The following is a 14,470-nucleotide window of genomic DNA, read 5'->3' on the forward strand; positions in this document are numbered from 1 at the left end:
GGACCGCGTCTCGGCCGGCTTACAGGAGGCCGGTCTTCTGGAGCTTCATCAGGTCCTCGGTGTCGAGCGTCTCGCCCTCCTTGAACTTCTGATAGATCTCCTCGGCCTCTTCCTTCTCCTCCTCGCGCTTCTCGGCGCGCTCGTCCTGCCGCTCTTCCTCCTCCTTCTTGTCGAGCTCGCGCAGGCGCTTCTGGACGCGGACGAAGTCCTCGTGGTGGCGGTCGGCCGCCTCCTGGGCCTCGACGAACAGCTCGTGCATCTCGTCGGCCTCGTCGCGGATGTCGTCGGCCTCGCGGTAGGCCTCGATCATCTGGTTGTGGTGCTCTTGGGCCTTGTCGGCGAGCTCCGTCACCTTCTGGTGGTGCTGGGACGCCTCGGAGCGGACCTCCTCGGCCTCCTCGACGAGCTCGTCGAGCTCGCTCGTGTCGTCGACCTTCTCCTTCTTTTCGGCGAGCTTCTCGCGTTTGTCGTCGATCTTCTCGATGAGCTCGCGCTCGTCCTCCGCGTCGAGCACCTCCGTCTGCTGGCGGAACTCGAGGTCCTCGATCTCCTCTTCGAGCTCCTCGATGGACTTGCCGGAGCCGAGTTCGAGGTCCTGTTTGAGCTCCTCGACCTCGTCGAACAGCTCGTTGGCCTCGGCGTTGAGCTCGTTGCGCTTGTCCTTGTGCTCTTGGACCTGCTCGTTGAGCTCGTCGCGCTTCTCGCGGTGCTCCTGGGCCTCGTCGACCTTCTCGCGCGTCTTCGCGTTGAGGTCGTCGCGCTTGGAGGCGCGCTCGGACGCCATCTGGTTCAGCTCGTTGCGTCGGTCTCGCAGCTGGCCGGCGCGTTTGATGAGCTGACCCTTGGAGCCGTTCTCCAGGTCGTCCTCAGAAAGGTCCACGTTGTCCGCCTCGTCCATCGCTTCCACGTCGTACTGCTCGATGACTTCTTCTTTCGTTACCATTTGTTATCTCTCCATCACCGCTCCGGCGATAGCGGACGCTCGCTGTGGTGCGTCGGGCCGTCTACAAGAACTCCCGTTCATTTCAGCGTGCGATTCCACCAGCGCCAGAGGCGTTCTGGTACCCGCAACTACCCCCGGGCGATACATAAATACTTCGGTGGTTTTCGTGCGTACCGGTGCCACGACGCGTGTACCCCCCGATTTCCGTGGTTACCGTTCACACGACTCGCCGTCCCCTCCCACCGCGTACGAGAGGACGACCCCGTCGTCGAACCGCTCCGTGCCCGTCAGCGTCAGGTCGGGGAACCCCTCGGTGAAGCCCGCGCCGTCCGCGAGGGTGGGCGCGTCGCGGCCGCCGATGACGAGCGAGCCGACGTAGACGTGGAGCTCGTCGACGACGCCGGCCTCGAAACACGAGAAGATCACCTCGCCGCCGCCCTCCACCATCAGGCGGTCGACCCCGCGCTCGGCGAGCCGATCGACCCCCTCGGCGACGTCGACGCGCTCCTCGCCGGCCACGATCACCTCGGCGTCCGCGTCGGCGAGCGCCTCGCGGCGTTCCCGGTCGGTCGCGGCCGAGACGAGCAGGTACGTCGCGGCCGCGTCGTCTAAGATCCGGGCGTCGGTCGGCGTCCGCCCCGTCGAGTCGATCACGACGCGGGCGGGGTCGCCGGGCCGCCCGTTCCGCAGGCGCTCGACGCGGCGGTCTTCCTCGTCGAGCGTGAGGTGCGGGTCGTCCGCGAGGACGGTCCCGACCCCCACGAGCACCGCGTCCGCGGCCGCCCTGACGCGGTCGACCCGGTCGAAGTCCTCGGGGCCGGAGATGCGGAGCTGCTCCCGGCGGCGGGTGGCGAGCTTCCCGTCGACGCTCTGGGCTGCGTTGACGACCACGTGCATACGCGACGGTCGGCCGGACGCGGAATGGTCGTTTCGGTCGGGGCGGCCGCGGCGACCGTCGACCGCGGCGGTCGCTCCGACCCAAAGCGTATCCGGCGCCGGACCGAAGGAGCGCGTCATGAGAACCTCGACGATCGTGGTCCTGATCGGCGTCGCCCTGTTCCTCCTCCCGATCCCGGGCACGTTCATCCTCGGCGCGCTGGTCGTGCTCGCCGGGCTCGCCGCCCGCCTGTTCGGGTTCTGACCCGATACGATTTCCCCGGCGGGGACCGTCCGACCGGCCGTGTCCGACCCGACCGCGCACCACGTCGGCGTCACCGTCGCCGACCTCGACCGTGCCGTCGAGTTCTACGCCGAGACGTTCGACCTCGACGTCGTCGCCGAGTTCGCCGTCGGCGGCGACGCCTTCGCCGAGGCGGTCGCCGTCGAGGGCGCCGCCGCCGCGTTCGCGCACCTCGACGCCGGGGACGCGATCGTCGAACTCGTCGAATACGACCCGGCCGAGGAGTCGGGTCTGGGGAACGCCCCCGACCTGAATCGCCCCGGAGCGACTCACCTCGGGCTCGCGGTCGACGACGTCGAGGCGTTTCACGCGGGGCTCGCCGACGACGTCGAGACGCTGAGCCCGCCGCGGACGACGGAGAGCGGGACGACCGTCCTGTTCGTCCGGGACCCGGAGGGGAACCTGATCGAGGTGCTCGACGCCTGACGGGGCTCGCTCGCGCGAGCCGTGTGTTGCCTATCCCGACATCGACTCGCGGAGCACGAGCAGCGACAGCGGGACGCTCGCGGCCACGAGCCCGTAGACGCCGCCGAGGATGGGCTCAACGCCGAACTCGGGCGCGAGGAGGTAGCCGGCGGCGAACCCGATCGGGTCGCAGACGACCGCGACGGCGATCAGCTGTGCGGAAAACGACATGGCTTCGAACCGCGCCAGGAGGGCCATACCCCGTCGTCGCACGTCAGTCAAATAAAACTTCGAGAACGGTCGCCGTCCGCGGGGCGCCGCGGCCTCACTTCACCTTCGTGCCGGGCGCGGCGTCCTCGTAGGTGGTGAGGAGGTCGGCGTCCTCGCCGGCGGCCAGCACCATGCCGTTGGACTCGACGCCGAACAGCTCCGCCTTCTCCATGTTCGCGAGCACGATCACCTTCGTGTCCGGCAGCTCGTCGACCTCGTGGAGCTGTTTGAGCCCCGCGACGATCGTCCGGGTCTCCGCGCCGAGGTCGACGGTGAGCTCAACGAGGTCGTCGGCCCCCTCGATCCCCTCGGCCGCCTCGATGCGGCCGACGCGGATGTCCAGCTCCTGGAACTGTTCGAAGCCGATGCGGTCGTCGCTGATGGGTTCGATGTCGCTCATGTCGGTGTCGTCGGTGGTCTCGGTCTCGTCGCCCTCGTCGTCAGCGCCGCTCTCGTCGTCAGCGTCGTCGCTCTCCGCCTCGGCGACGCGCGCTTCGAGCTTCTCGTTCAGGTCCTCGACGCGCTCGTCTTCCACCTGCTCGAACAGCTCGGTCGGCTCGCTCAGGTCGCCGGCGGGGCCCTCGCGGGCGGCCTCGACGGTCGCCTCGTGGACGGAGCCGGGCTCGCCGAGCTGGGCCCAGAGCCGCTCGCTCTTCTCGGGCGCCAGCGGCTCGAAGAGCACGGCGATCGCCTTCGCGAGCGCGACGCAGTCGTAGATGACGCGCTCGGCCTCGGCAGGCTCCTCGTCGACGAGCTTCCAGGGCTCGTTGCGCTGGATGTACTCGTTGCCGTACCGCGCGAGGCCGGTGACGGCGTCGCCGAGCGCGCGGACGGAGTAGTCGTTGACCGCGGCCGCGAACTCGTCGACGGCCTCGTCGATCCGCGCCGCCACGTCGTCGCTCGGCGCGTCGGCGTCGGGGCCGTCCTCGTAGTTGCGGTGGGCGAAGAGGAGCGAGCGGTAGAGGAAGTTGCCGACCGTGCCCACCAGCTCGGTGTTGACGCGCTCGGCGAACTTCTCCCACGAGAAGTCCACGTCCTGCTGGAACCCGCCGTTGGTCGCGAGGTAGTAGCGCAGCGGGTCGGGGTGGAACCCCTCGTCTAAGTACTCGTCGGCCCAGACGGCGCGGTCGCGGCTCGTGGAGAACCCCTTGCCGTCGAGGGTGACGAACCCGCTCGCCATCACCGCGCGCGGCTCCGCGTGGTCGGTCGCCTCTAACATTGCGGGCCAGAAGATCGTGTGGTGCTGGATGATGTCGCGGCCGATCACGTGGACGATCTCGCCGCCCTCCGGGTGCTCGTCGCTCGCGCCCTCCTTCCAGGCGGCCTCCCAGTCGAAGGCGTCGGCGCCGACGCGCTCGGAGTACTGCTTCGTCGAGGCGATGTACTCGATCGGGGCGTCGACCCAGACGTACAAGACGAGGTCCTGCGGATTCTCGTCGGGCAGGTCGATCCCCCAGTCCATGTCGCGGGTGATACACCAGTCCTGGAGCCCCTGCTCGATCCACTCGCGGGGCTGGTTCCGGGCGTTCGAGGTGCCTTCGAGGCGGTCGAGGAAGCCGGAGAGGTAGTCGGCGAACTCCGAGACCGCGAAGAACTGGTGGGTTCGCTCGCGGTACTCCGCGGGGTTGCCGGTGATCGTCGACTCGGGGTCCTCGACCTCCCCCGGTTCGAGGTGGCGCTGGCACCCCTCGTCGCACTCGTCGCCGCGGGCGTGGGCGCCGCAGTACGGGCACGTCCCCTCGACGTAGCGGTCCGGGAGGTACTGGTCGTCGACGGGGTCGTACGCGACCATGATCTCCTTCTCGTAGAGGTGGCCCGCCTCGTCGAGGTCGCGGACGAGGTCCTGGGTCAACTCCGTGTTCGTCTCGTCGTGGGTGTGGCCGTAGTTGTCGAACTCGACGTTGAACTTCGGGAACGTCTCGGCGTAGCGCTCGTGCCAGTCGAGCGCGAACTCCTCGGGCGAGACGCCCTCCTGTTCGGCGTTGACCGCGACGGGCGTGCCGTGCATGTCCGAGCCGGAGACGAACGCGGTCTCCTGGCCGAGTCGGTCGAGCGCGCGGCTGTACACGTCGCCGCCGACGTAGGTGCGGAGGTGGCCGATGTGGAGGTCGCCGTTCGCGTACGGCAGTCCACAGGTCACCACCGCGGGCCGGTCGGTGGGGTAATCGTCGTGGCTCATGTGGTGCGTGTGTGTCGTGTGTCGGTCGATCGGGTCTAAAGCCCGCTGGTTCGAGGCCGGCGACCGCGGGGAGACCGGCGCTCGCGCGGTCGTCGGTGTCGGCGCCGGCGAGGCAGTCGAGGGTCCGGGCGCTGCGGGAAGGCGACGGGATTCGCCGCCGCGTCGCCGCCGACCGCGTTACGGGCCGGCGGCGACGCGGCGGGTCCGCCCGCCGCTAGAAGGAGCGCATCCGCATCCCGAACCGTCGACGCCGTGTCACGCCTCACGCTTCGGGCGGTTCCGTCTAAAAAGCGTCGCCCGGGGTCGGCGGCGCCCTCGGCCGGGGTCTTCAGGGCTCCATCGCCTGCTCGGCGCGCCCCGTGAGCCGCTCCGGATCGAGCCGGTAGTACTCGAACGTCACCTCGCTCGTCGGCTCGCCGAAGGCGTCGACGATGGGGATCTCCGCCGTCCGCTCGAGGCCGGCGAGCGACTCGGTCGCGCTGGCGTCGTCGCTGGTCGACACCAGTCGGCCGCTCGCCACCACGCTCTTCCACCGCTCGTCGTCCCGCCCGTAGACGACGAACGTGACGCCGCGGTCGGCGGCGTTCGCCTTTCCGCTGTCCGCTCCGACGGCGAGCCGGAAGTAGAACGTCCCCTCGACCGGATCGTACCCGTACGACACCGGGACCGAGTGCGGCGGCCCGTCGCCGTCCGTCGACAGCGAGAGGACGCCGGTCCCCGACCGCCCGAGGAACTCGTCCCGCTCGTCGTCCGTCATCCGAACCGCGTCCGCGTCTGTCATACGGGACCTACGCCCTGTATGTTAATGAATACCTCTCATGTATCGCGCGGCGTGCGGACCGTCGCGGGCCACGGCGACCGCCCCACCTACAGGATGTCGCGGACGATCGCGGCCGCCTCGGACGCCGTCGGAGCGAGCACGTACGCGATCGGCTCGATGCCGACCGCGCCGGTCTGGTACAGGACGAGCGTTCCCCCGTCCCCGTCCGTCGGGGAGCCGGCGGCCGCGACCGCGTCCGCGACCGCCTCGCGCGTCGGGCGTTCGGCGTCGAACTCGACGGTCGGGTGCGACTGGGCGAGCGCCTCGACGGTGTCGGGGTCGTACCGGACGTTCACCGCGCCGCGGGCGGTCGCCCCGCCCTCGCGGGCGGCGAGCAACACCGTCGCGACGTGTTCGCTCACGCCGAACTCGGGCTCGCCGGGGACCATCGCCCGCCCCTTCACGTCGACGAGTCGGCCGGGGACCGCCGCCACGTCGTCGATCGCTCGGGCGTCGCCGAGACACTCCGCCACGTTCGCCCCGACGTTCGGGATGAGCCCGGCGAAGCCCGAGGCGTTCGTCAGGGTGCGGAGCCCGCGGCGGACCGAGGTGAGGACCCGCTCGCGCTCCCGGAGCCCGCTGTCGGGGTCGTGGACGGAGAACTCGACGTCGGCGTCGGCGAGCGCGGGCATCGCCGTCTCGTGGAGGTCGGCGAGCAGGTCCCCCTCCTCCAACTGCCGGATCAGCACCTCTATCTCCACGAGCGCGGCCACCGGCGTGAGGTCGCCGCTCGCGAGCCCCTCGCCGACCCGCTCGACGAGGTCGCGCACGCGCTCGTCGGCGACGATCCGCTCGTGTCTCGCCACGTCGCCGGCGGCGTACTTCGACACGGCCGACTGCGAGATGCCGAGCGCCGACGCGACCTCTGACTGCGTGAACCCGCGGTCGCGGAGGTCCTCCGCGAGCATCGATCGGACGGTCGGCAGGAACTCGTCGACGACGACCTCCTCGATGAACCTCATTCGCGATCACCGCCCGACGGCGTCGCCCCTCCGCTACCCTCGCGTCCGTCGCCCGCCTCGCCCGCGAACTCGGGATCGTCGCCGATCCGCGACGCCTGCGGCCCGTCCTGTCCCTGGTACTTCGAGCCCCGCTCGGCACCGTACGGTCGCTCCGCGGGCCGTTTCAGCTCCGTGAAGGTGAGCTGCGACACGCGCATGCCCGGCGAGAGCGCCACGGGCGCGGTGCCGAGGTTCGAGAGTTCGAGCGTGATCTGCCCCTCGTAGCCGGGGTCGCACAGCCCCGCGGTCGCGTGGACGACGATCGCGAGCCGGCCGAGCGACGAGCGGCCCTCGACGTGGGCGACGAGGTCGTCCGGGATCGCGACGCGCTCGGCTGTCGTCCCGAGGACGAAGTCACCGGGGTGGAGGATGAACTCGTCGCCCTCGTCGACGGTCGTCTCGGTGACGTACTCGCTCACCTCGCCCGCGTCGGTCGGGTGGATACAGGGGATGTTGGTGCGCTGGAACTCCAGGAACCGCTCGCCGAGCCGCAGGTCCACGCTCGCGGGCTGGACCTGCTGGTCGACGTCGTCGAGCGGCTCGATCGCGAGGTCGCCCTCGGCGAGCCGGTCGAGGATGTCGGCGTCGGACAGGATCATACCGGGAGGGGGAGCGCCGGCGGCTTAAAAACTCCCGAAACCGCGGTCGCGGGCGGTCCGACCGGCGTCCCCGACCGATCGATCCGGCGTGACTCAGACCGCTGCCAGCGCCAGCGCGCTCGCGGCGAAGAACGTCGCCACGCCCGCCGCGGCGCCGCGACCGAGGTCGTGCCGAGATTCCAGCCCGGCGACGACGATGACCCACTGGATAGCGATCGCGACCGCCGAGGCGACCAGCAGCGGGCCCGTCAGACCCGTGACCGCCGCGACGAGGTCCGTCGTGAGCGCCTCGAACGACGACCCTGCGGGGTCCGCGTTCGAGAGCGTGTACCAGATCCCGACGATCCCGGCCCCGAGCCGGAGCAGTTCCGCGCCGACCGCCCAGCCGGCGATCACGAACGAGTCGCCGGCGGAGCCGGAGCCGCCCGCGACGAGCGCCCCGACGTGGAGCGCGAGCGCGAACACGACCCACCAGAGGGGGACGCCCAACAGGCCGTAGTGGATGAACCCGGTCGCGGCGTCGCGCAGTTCCTCCCCCGCGTCGACCTCGATCCGTTCCGGTTCGTCGCACTCCTCGGCGAACATCGACCCCGGCTCGTCGCCGAACGTCTCGCAGGTCGACTCCGACGGCCGGTCGGGGTTGTCGACGGTGATCCGCTGGTCGACCGTCGCGTCGAAGACGCCGCCGAGCGCGACGATTCCGAGGCTGGTACCGATCGTCGCCACGACCAGCATCGCGACCGCGACGGTCCCGGCGTGAGGGGAGTCGAACCCGTCGCGGACGCGGTCGAGCACGCTGCCGGGCAGGCTCGCGAGGGCGGCGAACGGGGAGGGCATCGTCGGGTGGTCCCCGCCGACGGACAAGTGCTTTTCCGCTCACAGCTCCGGGGCCGTGCCCGGCCGCCCGCGTCACTCCCGGTCGAGTTCGGTCTCCCGCCCGACCTCCTCTGTGTCGGCGTCGTCCGCCTCCGCCGCCTCGTTCGCGGCGGCCTTACGGGCGCGGTCGGCCGCCAGCTCGCGGTCGATGTCGTCCTCGACGTACCCCATCGACTCGACGGTGACGACGTTGCCGCCGCCCGGGTCGACCACCATCACCTCCTCGCCCTCGTCGATCGTTCCCTCCATCGACCGGGCGGAGTAGTGGGGGTTGAAGCCGCCGCCGGCGAGCTTCACCTCGCCGCCCGTGGGGGTCACTCGCTCCGTGACCGTCCCCGTCTTCCCCTTCAGCGAGTCGCTGTCGCTGGTCTGTTGCTGCCCTTTCCCGCCGTAGAGGTCGAACTCGTGGTAGCCGTAGAAGGCGGCGGCGCCGAACGCGAGCGTCAGCAGCGCCATGAGCAGCGTGAGGGGCGCGCCGGCGACGCCGAACGACGCCAGGAGCAGGCCGCCGAGCCCCGCGCCGATGAGCGCGATGCCGACGACGATGAAGTTCGCCCCCGGCGCGAGCGCCTCCGCCATCGAGAGCAGCAGCCCCGCGGTCAGGAGTAGGAGCGGGAGGGTGTCCGGGGAGAGGAGCCCGGACTGTGCGAGCGCGTTCATAATCGGTCCTACGGCCGCGGCCTGATAAGTGGTGGTACGCGCGACCGCGGCGCCGTCGGTCGGCGGCGTCCTCTGCGGTCCGGGTCGTCGACCGCGCGCGTTTAGAAGCCGACCAGCAGGGTCCCGACGGTGAGCGCGACGCCGAGGACGACGAAGACCGCGTGTTCGAGGTCCACGTCGCCCGGCTCTATCGGCTCGTCCGCCGGGGTGGCGGTGTCCTCGGTGACGCCGTTCGGCCCCACGTCGTCGACCGAGAAGCGCCACTCGCCGCCGCCGTCCGGCTCCTCATCGCCGGCATCGTTGGCCCGGCTGCGGTCGCCGAACTCCGTCGACTCCGCGGCGTCGGACACGCGCTCGTCGCGGGCGTCGTCGCCGGATTCGTCGCTCATGATCGGGCCTACGCGACTCCGTAATAAATGGCTGGCGGGCGCAAGCGGCGCGGGGCCGGGGCGGTCACGCGATGGCGGCGCGTCGGGTGACGCTGCGTCGGCGGGATCGGGCGCGGCCTACCGCTCGCGGGCCGCCCGGAGGACGTCGCCGTCGTAGACGACGCCGCGCTCGCCGTCGAGGGTCACGGTCGTTCCGTCCGCGACCGAGTCGGGGAGGCCGGCGCCGGAGACCATCGGGACGCCGAGTTCGCGGGCGACGACGGCGGGGTAGCCGGTCATCCCCTCGCGGGCGTCGATGATGCCGGCGATCCGGTCGAGGTCGCCGGAGAACTCCCCGTCGAAGCCGGCGTCGAGCGCGACGACGGAGCCCGCCGGCAGCGCGTCGAGGTCGCCGTCAGCGGTCCGGTGGACCGGGGCGGCGACGCGGCCGGCGACGACCGCCTTCCCCGTCACGAGCGTCTCGGCGGCGACGTGGACCTTCAGCGTGTTCGTCGTGTTCGTCCCCTCGAACTCGGTGAGCATGCCGGAGAGGACCACGAGGGTGTCGCCGGACGCGGCCCCCCCGCGGTCGAGCGCGGCGTCGACCGCGTTGTCGAGAATCGCCTCCATGTCCTTGGCGTACCCGGTCAGCACGGGGCGGACGCCCCACGAGAGCGCGAGCTGGCGGCGGACGCGGTCGTCCGGCGTCGTGGCGACGACCGGGACGCCCGGCCGGAACATGGCGGTCTTGCGCGCGGTGAAGCCGGACTCGGAGACGGCGACGACCGTCGACGCGCCGATGTCGCGCGCGAGGTAGCGCGCCGAGCGCGCCAGCGCCTCCGTGCGGGAGCCCTCCTCCGCGGTCGGGACGCGCTGCTCGCGCGTCTCCGCGTACTCGTCGCTGGCCTCGACCTCCCGGACGATCCGGTCCATCGTCTCGACGACGTTGACGGGGTCGTCGCCGACCGCGGTCTCGCCCGAGAGCATGACCGCGTCGGTGCCGTCGAGGACGGCGTTGGCCACGTCGGAGGCCTCGGCGCGGGTCGGGCGCCGCGAGGAGACCATCGAGTCGAGCATCTCCGTCGCCGTGATGACGGGGACGCCCTCGTTGACGCAGGTCCGGATGATCCGCTTTTGGATCACGGGCACGTCCTCCAGCGGGCACTCGACCCCGAGGTCGCCGCGGGCGACCATCACGCCGTCGGCGGCGTCGACGATCCCCTCCAAGTTCTCGACGGCGCCGGCGCGCTCGATCTTCGCGACGATCGGGATGTCGCCGCCGCCGCGGGCCTCAAGTTCGTCGGCGATCCGGTAGACGTCGTCGGCGTCGCGCACGAACGAGGCCGCGACGAAGTCGGCGTCGGTGCGCGCGGCGAGGTCGAGTTCGGTCTCGTCCTCCGGCGTGATCAGGTCCACGTCGATGGCGACGCCCGGAAGGTTCACGCCCTTCCGGGAGCCGAGCTTCCCGCCGGAGACGACCGTGGCGACCACGGACTCGCCGTCGACGCGCTCGACGCGGCACTCGATCCGGCCGTCGTCGAGGAGGATCGTGTCGCCCGGCCCGGCGGCCCCGATCGAGTGGGTGAGGCCGACGCGCTCGGGCGTCGCGTCGTCGGCTTCGAGGAAGGTGACCTCCGAGTCGGTCGCGAGTTCGATCGGCTCGTCGATCTCGGCCGTGCGGACCTCCGGGCCCTTCAGGTCGACCATCACCGCGAGCGGGTCGTCGATCTCGTCGTCGACGGCGCGGGCGCGCTCGATCACCGTCTCCCGGTGGTCGGTGGTCCCGTGGCTGGCGTTGAGTCGGACGACGGACATCCCCGCGTCGGCGAGGCCGCGGATCGTGTCCCGGTCGTCCGAGGCGGGACCGATCGTACAGACGATCTTGGCGTTTCGCATACCGCCGGGTTCGACGTAGCGCCGGAAAAAGGCACCCGGTTGAGTCGCTCCCGAGTGAACGTTCGTGACGGACGGGCGCGCCGCGGGTTCAGTCCGGTGCCCGGCGTGGATGAGTCGCAGTCCGAACTGCGGCGGCGCGTGCCTGCGAGGCAAGCACCGCAACGAGGGAGCGGAGCGACCGAGTGCGGAGCGCAGCGAGCGCACCGAGCCCTCTCGGCTGGGACTCCGGTGATGTTCGTGTCGGTGGTGCCGACAGCATTTATACGTACAACTCCGTGTCGACCGCAACGCATTTCAAAACCAAGTAATACTACCAAGTTGTATGAACGGATTCGACGGCTTCAGCGACGTGAGCGAGACGGACGTGACGAAGGCCATCGGTACCGAGTGGACCGACGGGTTCCTCGATTTCACCGACTCCGAGGTGATCGTCCTCGGCGGCGGCCCGTCGGGGCTGATGGCCGCGAAGGAGCTGGCCGAGCGCGGCGTGAAGGTGATGATCGTCGAGAAGAACAACTACCTCGGCGGCGGCTTCTGGCTCGGCGGGTTCCTGATGAACACCGTCACGGTCCGGGACCCCGCCCAGGAGATCCTCGGCGACCTCGACGTGGACTACAAGCCGGTCGCGGACGTGGACGGGCTCTACACCGCCGCGGGCCCGGAGGCCTGCTCCGGGCTGATCAAGGCCGCCTGCGACGCCGGCGCGCGCGTCCAGAACATGACCGAGTTCACCGACCTCGTCGTCCGCGACGACCACCGGGTCGGCGGCATCGTGATGAACTGGACGCCGGTCCACGCGCTCCCCCGGGAGATCACCTGCGTCGACCCCATCGCGGTGGAGTCCGACCTCGTCATCGACGCGACCGGCCACGACGCCGTCGCGATCAGCAAGCTCGACGAGCGCGGCGTCCTCTCGGCGCCCGGCATCGAGCACGCGAAAGAGCACAACACCGGGATGGACCAGACGGGCGACGACCAGTACGGCGCCCCTGGCCACGACTCGCCCGGCCACGACTCGATGTGGGTCGGCGAGAGCGAGGACGCCGTCGTCGAGCACACCGGCGTCGTCCACGACGGCCTGATCGCCTCCGGGATGGCGGTCGCCACCGCGCACGGCCTCCCGCGGATGGGTCCGACGTTCGGCGCGATGCTCGTCTCCGGGAAGCGCGCCGCGCAGGCCGCCCTCGACGAGCTGGAGGTCGACGCGCCCGAAGTCACGCTGTCGACCGGCGGCGCGCCCGCGCCCGCCGACGACTGATACATCGCCGCTGACGCTCCGGGAACGCACCCCTCCAAATCCTCAGGCGTCTACTCGTGAATCGCCCGTAGGGATCCGTAGCGAACACCGCCAACGCCCCGGCCGGGAGGGCTCGGTGCGCTCGCTGCGCTCCGCACTCGGTCGCTCCGCTCCCTCGCTGCGGTGCTTGCGTCGCGCGCCGTCGCCCTCCCGGCTGCCCCTTTGAGTCCCGCCCCGCGCCGCACGGCACAGCAGCCTCACACCTCCCCAGCCTCGCCGTTCGTTCCGGGCTCCCTGCGGTCGCCCGTCACTCACGGCGTCCCTCGCGCGTGCTGCCTCGCGGCCTCCGCTTCGCTCCGGCCGCTCGCAGGCACGCGCCGCCGCGCTCGCTCACCCGTCTTTCGTCGTCGCCGTCGGCGGCTCCGACCGCCGCAACTCGCAGCCTTTTTACCTGCGCTGGCGGTAGGAGTGGCTACTATGGCTGAGGACAAGGCTCGAAGCACCGGCAGCGCGGGCCGATTCGGCGCCCGTTACGGCCGGGTCTCCCGCAAGCGGGTCCAGGACATCGAAGAGGAGATGCGCAACGCGACCGTCGACGGCGACGACGTGAAGCGCGTGGGTACCGGCATCTGGGTCAACGAGGAGACCGGCGAGACGTTCACGGGCGGCGCGTACCGCCCCGAGACGCCCGGCGGTCGCACCGTCCGCCGCTCCATCCGCGCCGCGCTCGCCGACGAGGAGTAGGACGATGAGCTACAAGTGCTCCCGCTGTAAGCGCGACGTCACCCTCGACGAGTACGGCGGCGTGCGCTGCCCGTACTGCGGCCACCGCGTCCTCCTGAAGGAGCGCGGCGGCGGCATCAAGGAAGTCGACGTCGAGTAACGCCGTCTCTCCCTCCACGGACCGTGACGCGCACACACGAGACGGTCCTCTCGTTCACCTACCCCTCCGAGCGGCGCGCACGCGTCGTGGCCGACGCGCTCGGTCCCGAGGTCGGCGAGATCGACGACGCCCGCTCGGCCGCGACCGTCGACCGCGAGGGCGACGCGGTCCGCGTCCGCGTCCTCGCCGACGACCTCGTGGCGCTGCGCGCCGGCGTCAACAGCTGGTCCCGGGTCGTCGCGGTCGCCGAGCGCGTCGGCGGGCTCGACGCCTAAACCGACGCGAGCGTTTCCGAGACCCGTCGTATTGCCGACTTGTCGGGGCGGGAGAGATGTAGTGGGTTTTTCCGTCCGGGCCGCCTCGGTCCGCCCATGCAAGGGAACATGCCGCCCGAGGCACAGGAGAAGATCGAGGAGCTACAGGACCTTCAGGAGACCGCACAGCAGGTCGCCGAGCAGAAGGAGCAGGCCCAGTCCGCGCTCAACGAGTCCAAGACCGCCCTCGACGCCCTCGAAGACGTCGACGAGGACGCGGGGATGTACCGCGAGATCGGCGAGGTCCTCGTCGAGACGGACTACGAGTCCGCCTACGACGACCTCGAGGACAAGGTCGACTCGCTCGAAGTCCGCGTCGAGCAGCTCGAAAAGCAGGAGGAGCGCGTCGAGGAGCAGTTCGACGACCTCCAGAGCGAGCTCCAGCAGATGCTCCAGGGCGGCGCGGGCGGCGGCGGCCCGATGGGACCGGGCGGTCCGGGCGCCGGCGGCGCGTAAGGCCGTGCCCGACGACGCCGACGCCGCCGCGGAGCCGAGCGACGACGAGGTCGTTCGCACCGCTGCCGAGGCGGCCGAGGGGATCGTGTTCAAACACTACGACCAGTCGACGGTCACCGACCTCGACATCACCGTCACGTTCGAGGCGGACGTCCTCGACGTCGACGTCTACCTCAACGCCCCGGAGGACGCCGGGCCGGACCCGGACGCGGTCGCGCAGGAGGCGGTCGAGACCGCGGGCGAGGCCGTCGACGAGCTGTTCGAGGCGTAGGCGCCGGCCGTCTTTTCCGACCGATGTGCCCCCGAGACGACGAGCGGCGCGACCGCGTCCGGCGCCCGCGTATCGGATACTGTTAACGTCTCGCACGTCGTGGGTCGGGCCG

Annotated in this window: 19 protein-coding genes; 8 read left to right on the top strand and 11 right to left on the bottom strand. The window is 70.9% G+C overall.

What is annotated here, in order from left to right; translation table 11 throughout:
• Positions 1–19: 19 nt before the first annotated feature.
• Positions 20–943: a coiled-coil protein gene (locus tag EXE50_RS07570; protein WP_053771712.1), complete on the bottom strand. Its 924-nt coding sequence runs from the start codon at positions 941–943 to the stop codon at positions 20–22.
• 210 nt (positions 944–1,153) lie between these two features.
• Positions 1,154–1,840 carry a 2,5-diamino-6-(ribosylamino)-4(3H)-pyrimidinone 5'-phosphate reductase gene (locus EXE50_RS07575; RefSeq protein ID WP_137704760.1) on the bottom strand — a complete coding sequence of 229 codons (687 nt, stop codon included), beginning with the start codon at positions 1,838–1,840 and terminating at the stop codon, positions 1,154–1,156.
• 118 nt (positions 1,841–1,958) lie between these two features.
• Between EXE50_RS07575 and EXE50_RS17400 the strand changes: the two genes are divergently transcribed.
• On the top strand, positions 1,959–2,084 hold the full coding sequence (locus tag EXE50_RS17400; RefSeq protein ID WP_199241334.1) for a transporter: 126 nt from the start codon (positions 1,959–1,961) through the stop codon (positions 2,082–2,084).
• 39 nt (positions 2,085–2,123) lie between these two features.
• The gene (locus EXE50_RS07580) at positions 2,124–2,549 is read left to right on the top strand and encodes a VOC family protein (RefSeq protein ID WP_053771711.1); all 426 of its coding nucleotides are present in this window, start codon (positions 2,124–2,126) and stop codon (positions 2,547–2,549) included.
• A 30-nt stretch (positions 2,550–2,579) separates the two neighbouring features.
• On the opposite strand, the gene EXE50_RS07585 is transcribed toward EXE50_RS07580, so the two are convergent.
• The 9 genes from EXE50_RS07585 to pyk all read right to left on the bottom strand — a co-directional run bounded on the left by EXE50_RS07585 (position 2,580) and on the right by pyk (position 11,197).
• A complete protein-coding gene (locus tag EXE50_RS07585; protein ID WP_121599233.1) occupies positions 2,580–2,786 on the bottom strand; it encodes a hypothetical protein in 207 nt (68 codons plus the stop codon).
• 67 nt (positions 2,787–2,853) lie between these two features.
• On the bottom strand, positions 2,854–4,977 hold the full coding sequence (gene metG / locus EXE50_RS07590) for a methionine--tRNA ligase (RefSeq protein ID WP_053771709.1): 2,124 nt from the start codon (positions 4,975–4,977) through the stop codon (positions 2,854–2,856).
• Between the two features lie 328 nt (positions 4,978–5,305).
• Positions 5,306–5,758, bottom strand: a complete 453-nt coding sequence (locus EXE50_RS07595; protein ID WP_053771708.1) for a pyridoxamine 5'-phosphate oxidase family protein — start codon at positions 5,756–5,758, stop codon at positions 5,306–5,308.
• Between the two features lie 86 nt (positions 5,759–5,844).
• Entirely contained in the window at positions 5,845–6,759 is a 915-nt protein-coding gene (locus EXE50_RS07600) for a thiamine-phosphate synthase family protein (RefSeq protein ID WP_137704761.1), read from the bottom strand.
• Positions 6,756–7,397 carry a dCTP deaminase gene (gene dcd / locus EXE50_RS07605; RefSeq protein ID WP_121599229.1) on the bottom strand — a complete coding sequence of 214 codons (642 nt, stop codon included), beginning with the start codon at positions 7,395–7,397 and terminating at the stop codon, positions 6,756–6,758. The genes EXE50_RS07600 and dcd overlap by 4 nt, the downstream gene beginning before the upstream one ends.
• A gap of 93 nt (positions 7,398–7,490) precedes the next feature.
• Positions 7,491–8,234 (bottom strand): YIP1 family protein, encoded by a 744-nt coding sequence (locus EXE50_RS07610; protein ID WP_053771705.1) that lies wholly within the window; start codon positions 8,232–8,234, stop codon positions 7,491–7,493.
• Between the two features lie 72 nt (positions 8,235–8,306).
• On the bottom strand, positions 8,307–8,933 hold the full coding sequence (locus tag EXE50_RS07615) for an NfeD family protein (RefSeq protein WP_137704762.1): 627 nt from the start codon (positions 8,931–8,933) through the stop codon (positions 8,307–8,309).
• 101 nt (positions 8,934–9,034) lie between these two features.
• Positions 9,035–9,322, bottom strand: a complete 288-nt coding sequence (locus EXE50_RS07620; RefSeq protein ID WP_053771703.1) for a hypothetical protein — start codon at positions 9,320–9,322, stop codon at positions 9,035–9,037.
• A gap of 117 nt (positions 9,323–9,439) precedes the next feature.
• Positions 9,440–11,197 carry a pyruvate kinase gene (gene pyk, locus EXE50_RS07625; RefSeq protein ID WP_137704763.1) on the bottom strand — a complete coding sequence of 586 codons (1,758 nt, stop codon included), beginning with the start codon at positions 11,195–11,197 and terminating at the stop codon, positions 9,440–9,442.
• Positions 11,198–11,519: 322 nt separating this feature from the next.
• Here pyk and EXE50_RS07630 point away from each other — a divergent pair, with 322 nt between their 5' ends.
• From EXE50_RS07630 to EXE50_RS07655, 6 genes are all read left to right on the top strand, one after another.
• Positions 11,520–12,455, top strand: a complete 936-nt coding sequence (locus tag EXE50_RS07630; protein ID WP_137704764.1) for a sulfide-dependent adenosine diphosphate thiazole synthase — start codon at positions 11,520–11,522, stop codon at positions 12,453–12,455.
• Between the two features lie 456 nt (positions 12,456–12,911).
• The gene (locus tag EXE50_RS07635) at positions 12,912–13,178 is read left to right on the top strand and encodes a 50S ribosomal protein L37ae (RefSeq protein WP_006114269.1); all 267 of its coding nucleotides are present in this window, start codon (positions 12,912–12,914) and stop codon (positions 13,176–13,178) included.
• A 4-nt stretch (positions 13,179–13,182) separates the two neighbouring features.
• Positions 13,183–13,317 (top strand): DNA-directed RNA polymerase subunit P, encoded by a 135-nt coding sequence (locus tag EXE50_RS07640; RefSeq protein ID WP_006114270.1) that lies wholly within the window; start codon positions 13,183–13,185, stop codon positions 13,315–13,317.
• A 23-nt stretch (positions 13,318–13,340) separates the two neighbouring features.
• Positions 13,341–13,592 (top strand): KEOPS complex subunit Pcc1, encoded by a 252-nt coding sequence (locus tag EXE50_RS07645; RefSeq protein WP_053771699.1) that lies wholly within the window; start codon positions 13,341–13,343, stop codon positions 13,590–13,592.
• A gap of 108 nt (positions 13,593–13,700) precedes the next feature.
• Positions 13,701–14,087 carry a prefoldin subunit beta gene (locus tag EXE50_RS07650; protein WP_053771965.1) on the top strand — a complete coding sequence of 129 codons (387 nt, stop codon included), beginning with the start codon at positions 13,701–13,703 and terminating at the stop codon, positions 14,085–14,087.
• A gap of 4 nt (positions 14,088–14,091) precedes the next feature.
• Positions 14,092–14,358 (top strand): DUF3194 domain-containing protein, encoded by a 267-nt coding sequence (locus EXE50_RS07655; protein ID WP_137704765.1) that lies wholly within the window; start codon positions 14,092–14,094, stop codon positions 14,356–14,358.
• Positions 14,359–14,470 lie beyond the last annotated feature (112 nt).

The sequence above is a fragment of the Halorubrum sp. ARQ200 genome (assembly GCF_005435115.1).
Classification (GTDB): domain Archaea; phylum Halobacteriota; class Halobacteria; order Halobacteriales; family Haloferacaceae; genus Halorubrum; species Halorubrum tropicale.

Bases quoted from the DNA above. Each gene is read 5' to 3' on its own strand.
- EXE50_RS07650 (WP_053771965.1), top strand. From the start codon at position 13,701: ATGCCGCCCGAGGCACAGGAGAAGATCGAGGAGCTACAGGACCTTCAG.
- EXE50_RS07610 (WP_053771705.1), bottom strand. From the start codon at position 8,234: ATGCCCTCCCCGTTCGCCGCCCTCGCGAGCCTGCCCGGCAGCGTGCTC.
- EXE50_RS07575 (WP_137704760.1), bottom strand. From the start codon at position 1,840: ATGCACGTGGTCGTCAACGCAGCCCAGAGCGTCGACGGGAAGCTCGCC.
- EXE50_RS07640 (WP_006114270.1), top strand. From the start codon at position 13,183: ATGAGCTACAAGTGCTCCCGCTGTAAGCGCGACGTCACCCTCGACGAG.
- EXE50_RS07600 (WP_137704761.1), bottom strand. From the start codon at position 6,759: ATGAGGTTCATCGAGGAGGTCGTCGTCGACGAGTTCCTGCCGACCGTC.
- EXE50_RS17400 (WP_199241334.1), top strand. From the start codon at position 1,959: ATGAGAACCTCGACGATCGTGGTCCTGATCGGCGTCGCCCTGTTCCTC.
- EXE50_RS07570 (WP_053771712.1), bottom strand. From the start codon at position 943: ATGGTAACGAAAGAAGAAGTCATCGAGCAGTACGACGTGGAAGCGATG.
- EXE50_RS07635 (WP_006114269.1), top strand. From the start codon at position 12,912: ATGGCTGAGGACAAGGCTCGAAGCACCGGCAGCGCGGGCCGATTCGGC.
- dcd (WP_121599229.1), bottom strand. From the start codon at position 7,397: ATGATCCTGTCCGACGCCGACATCCTCGACCGGCTCGCCGAGGGCGAC.
- EXE50_RS07595 (WP_053771708.1), bottom strand. From the start codon at position 5,758: ATGACAGACGCGGACGCGGTTCGGATGACGGACGACGAGCGGGACGAG.
- metG (WP_053771709.1), bottom strand. From the start codon at position 4,977: ATGAGCCACGACGATTACCCCACCGACCGGCCCGCGGTGGTGACCTGT.
- EXE50_RS07620 (WP_053771703.1), bottom strand. From the start codon at position 9,322: ATGAGCGACGAATCCGGCGACGACGCCCGCGACGAGCGCGTGTCCGAC.
- EXE50_RS07615 (WP_137704762.1), bottom strand. From the start codon at position 8,933: ATGAACGCGCTCGCACAGTCCGGGCTCCTCTCCCCGGACACCCTCCCG.
- EXE50_RS07630 (WP_137704764.1), top strand. From the start codon at position 11,520: ATGAACGGATTCGACGGCTTCAGCGACGTGAGCGAGACGGACGTGACG.
- pyk (WP_137704763.1), bottom strand. From the start codon at position 11,197: ATGCGAAACGCCAAGATCGTCTGTACGATCGGTCCCGCCTCGGACGAC.
- EXE50_RS07585 (WP_121599233.1), bottom strand. From the start codon at position 2,786: ATGGCCCTCCTGGCGCGGTTCGAAGCCATGTCGTTTTCCGCACAGCTG.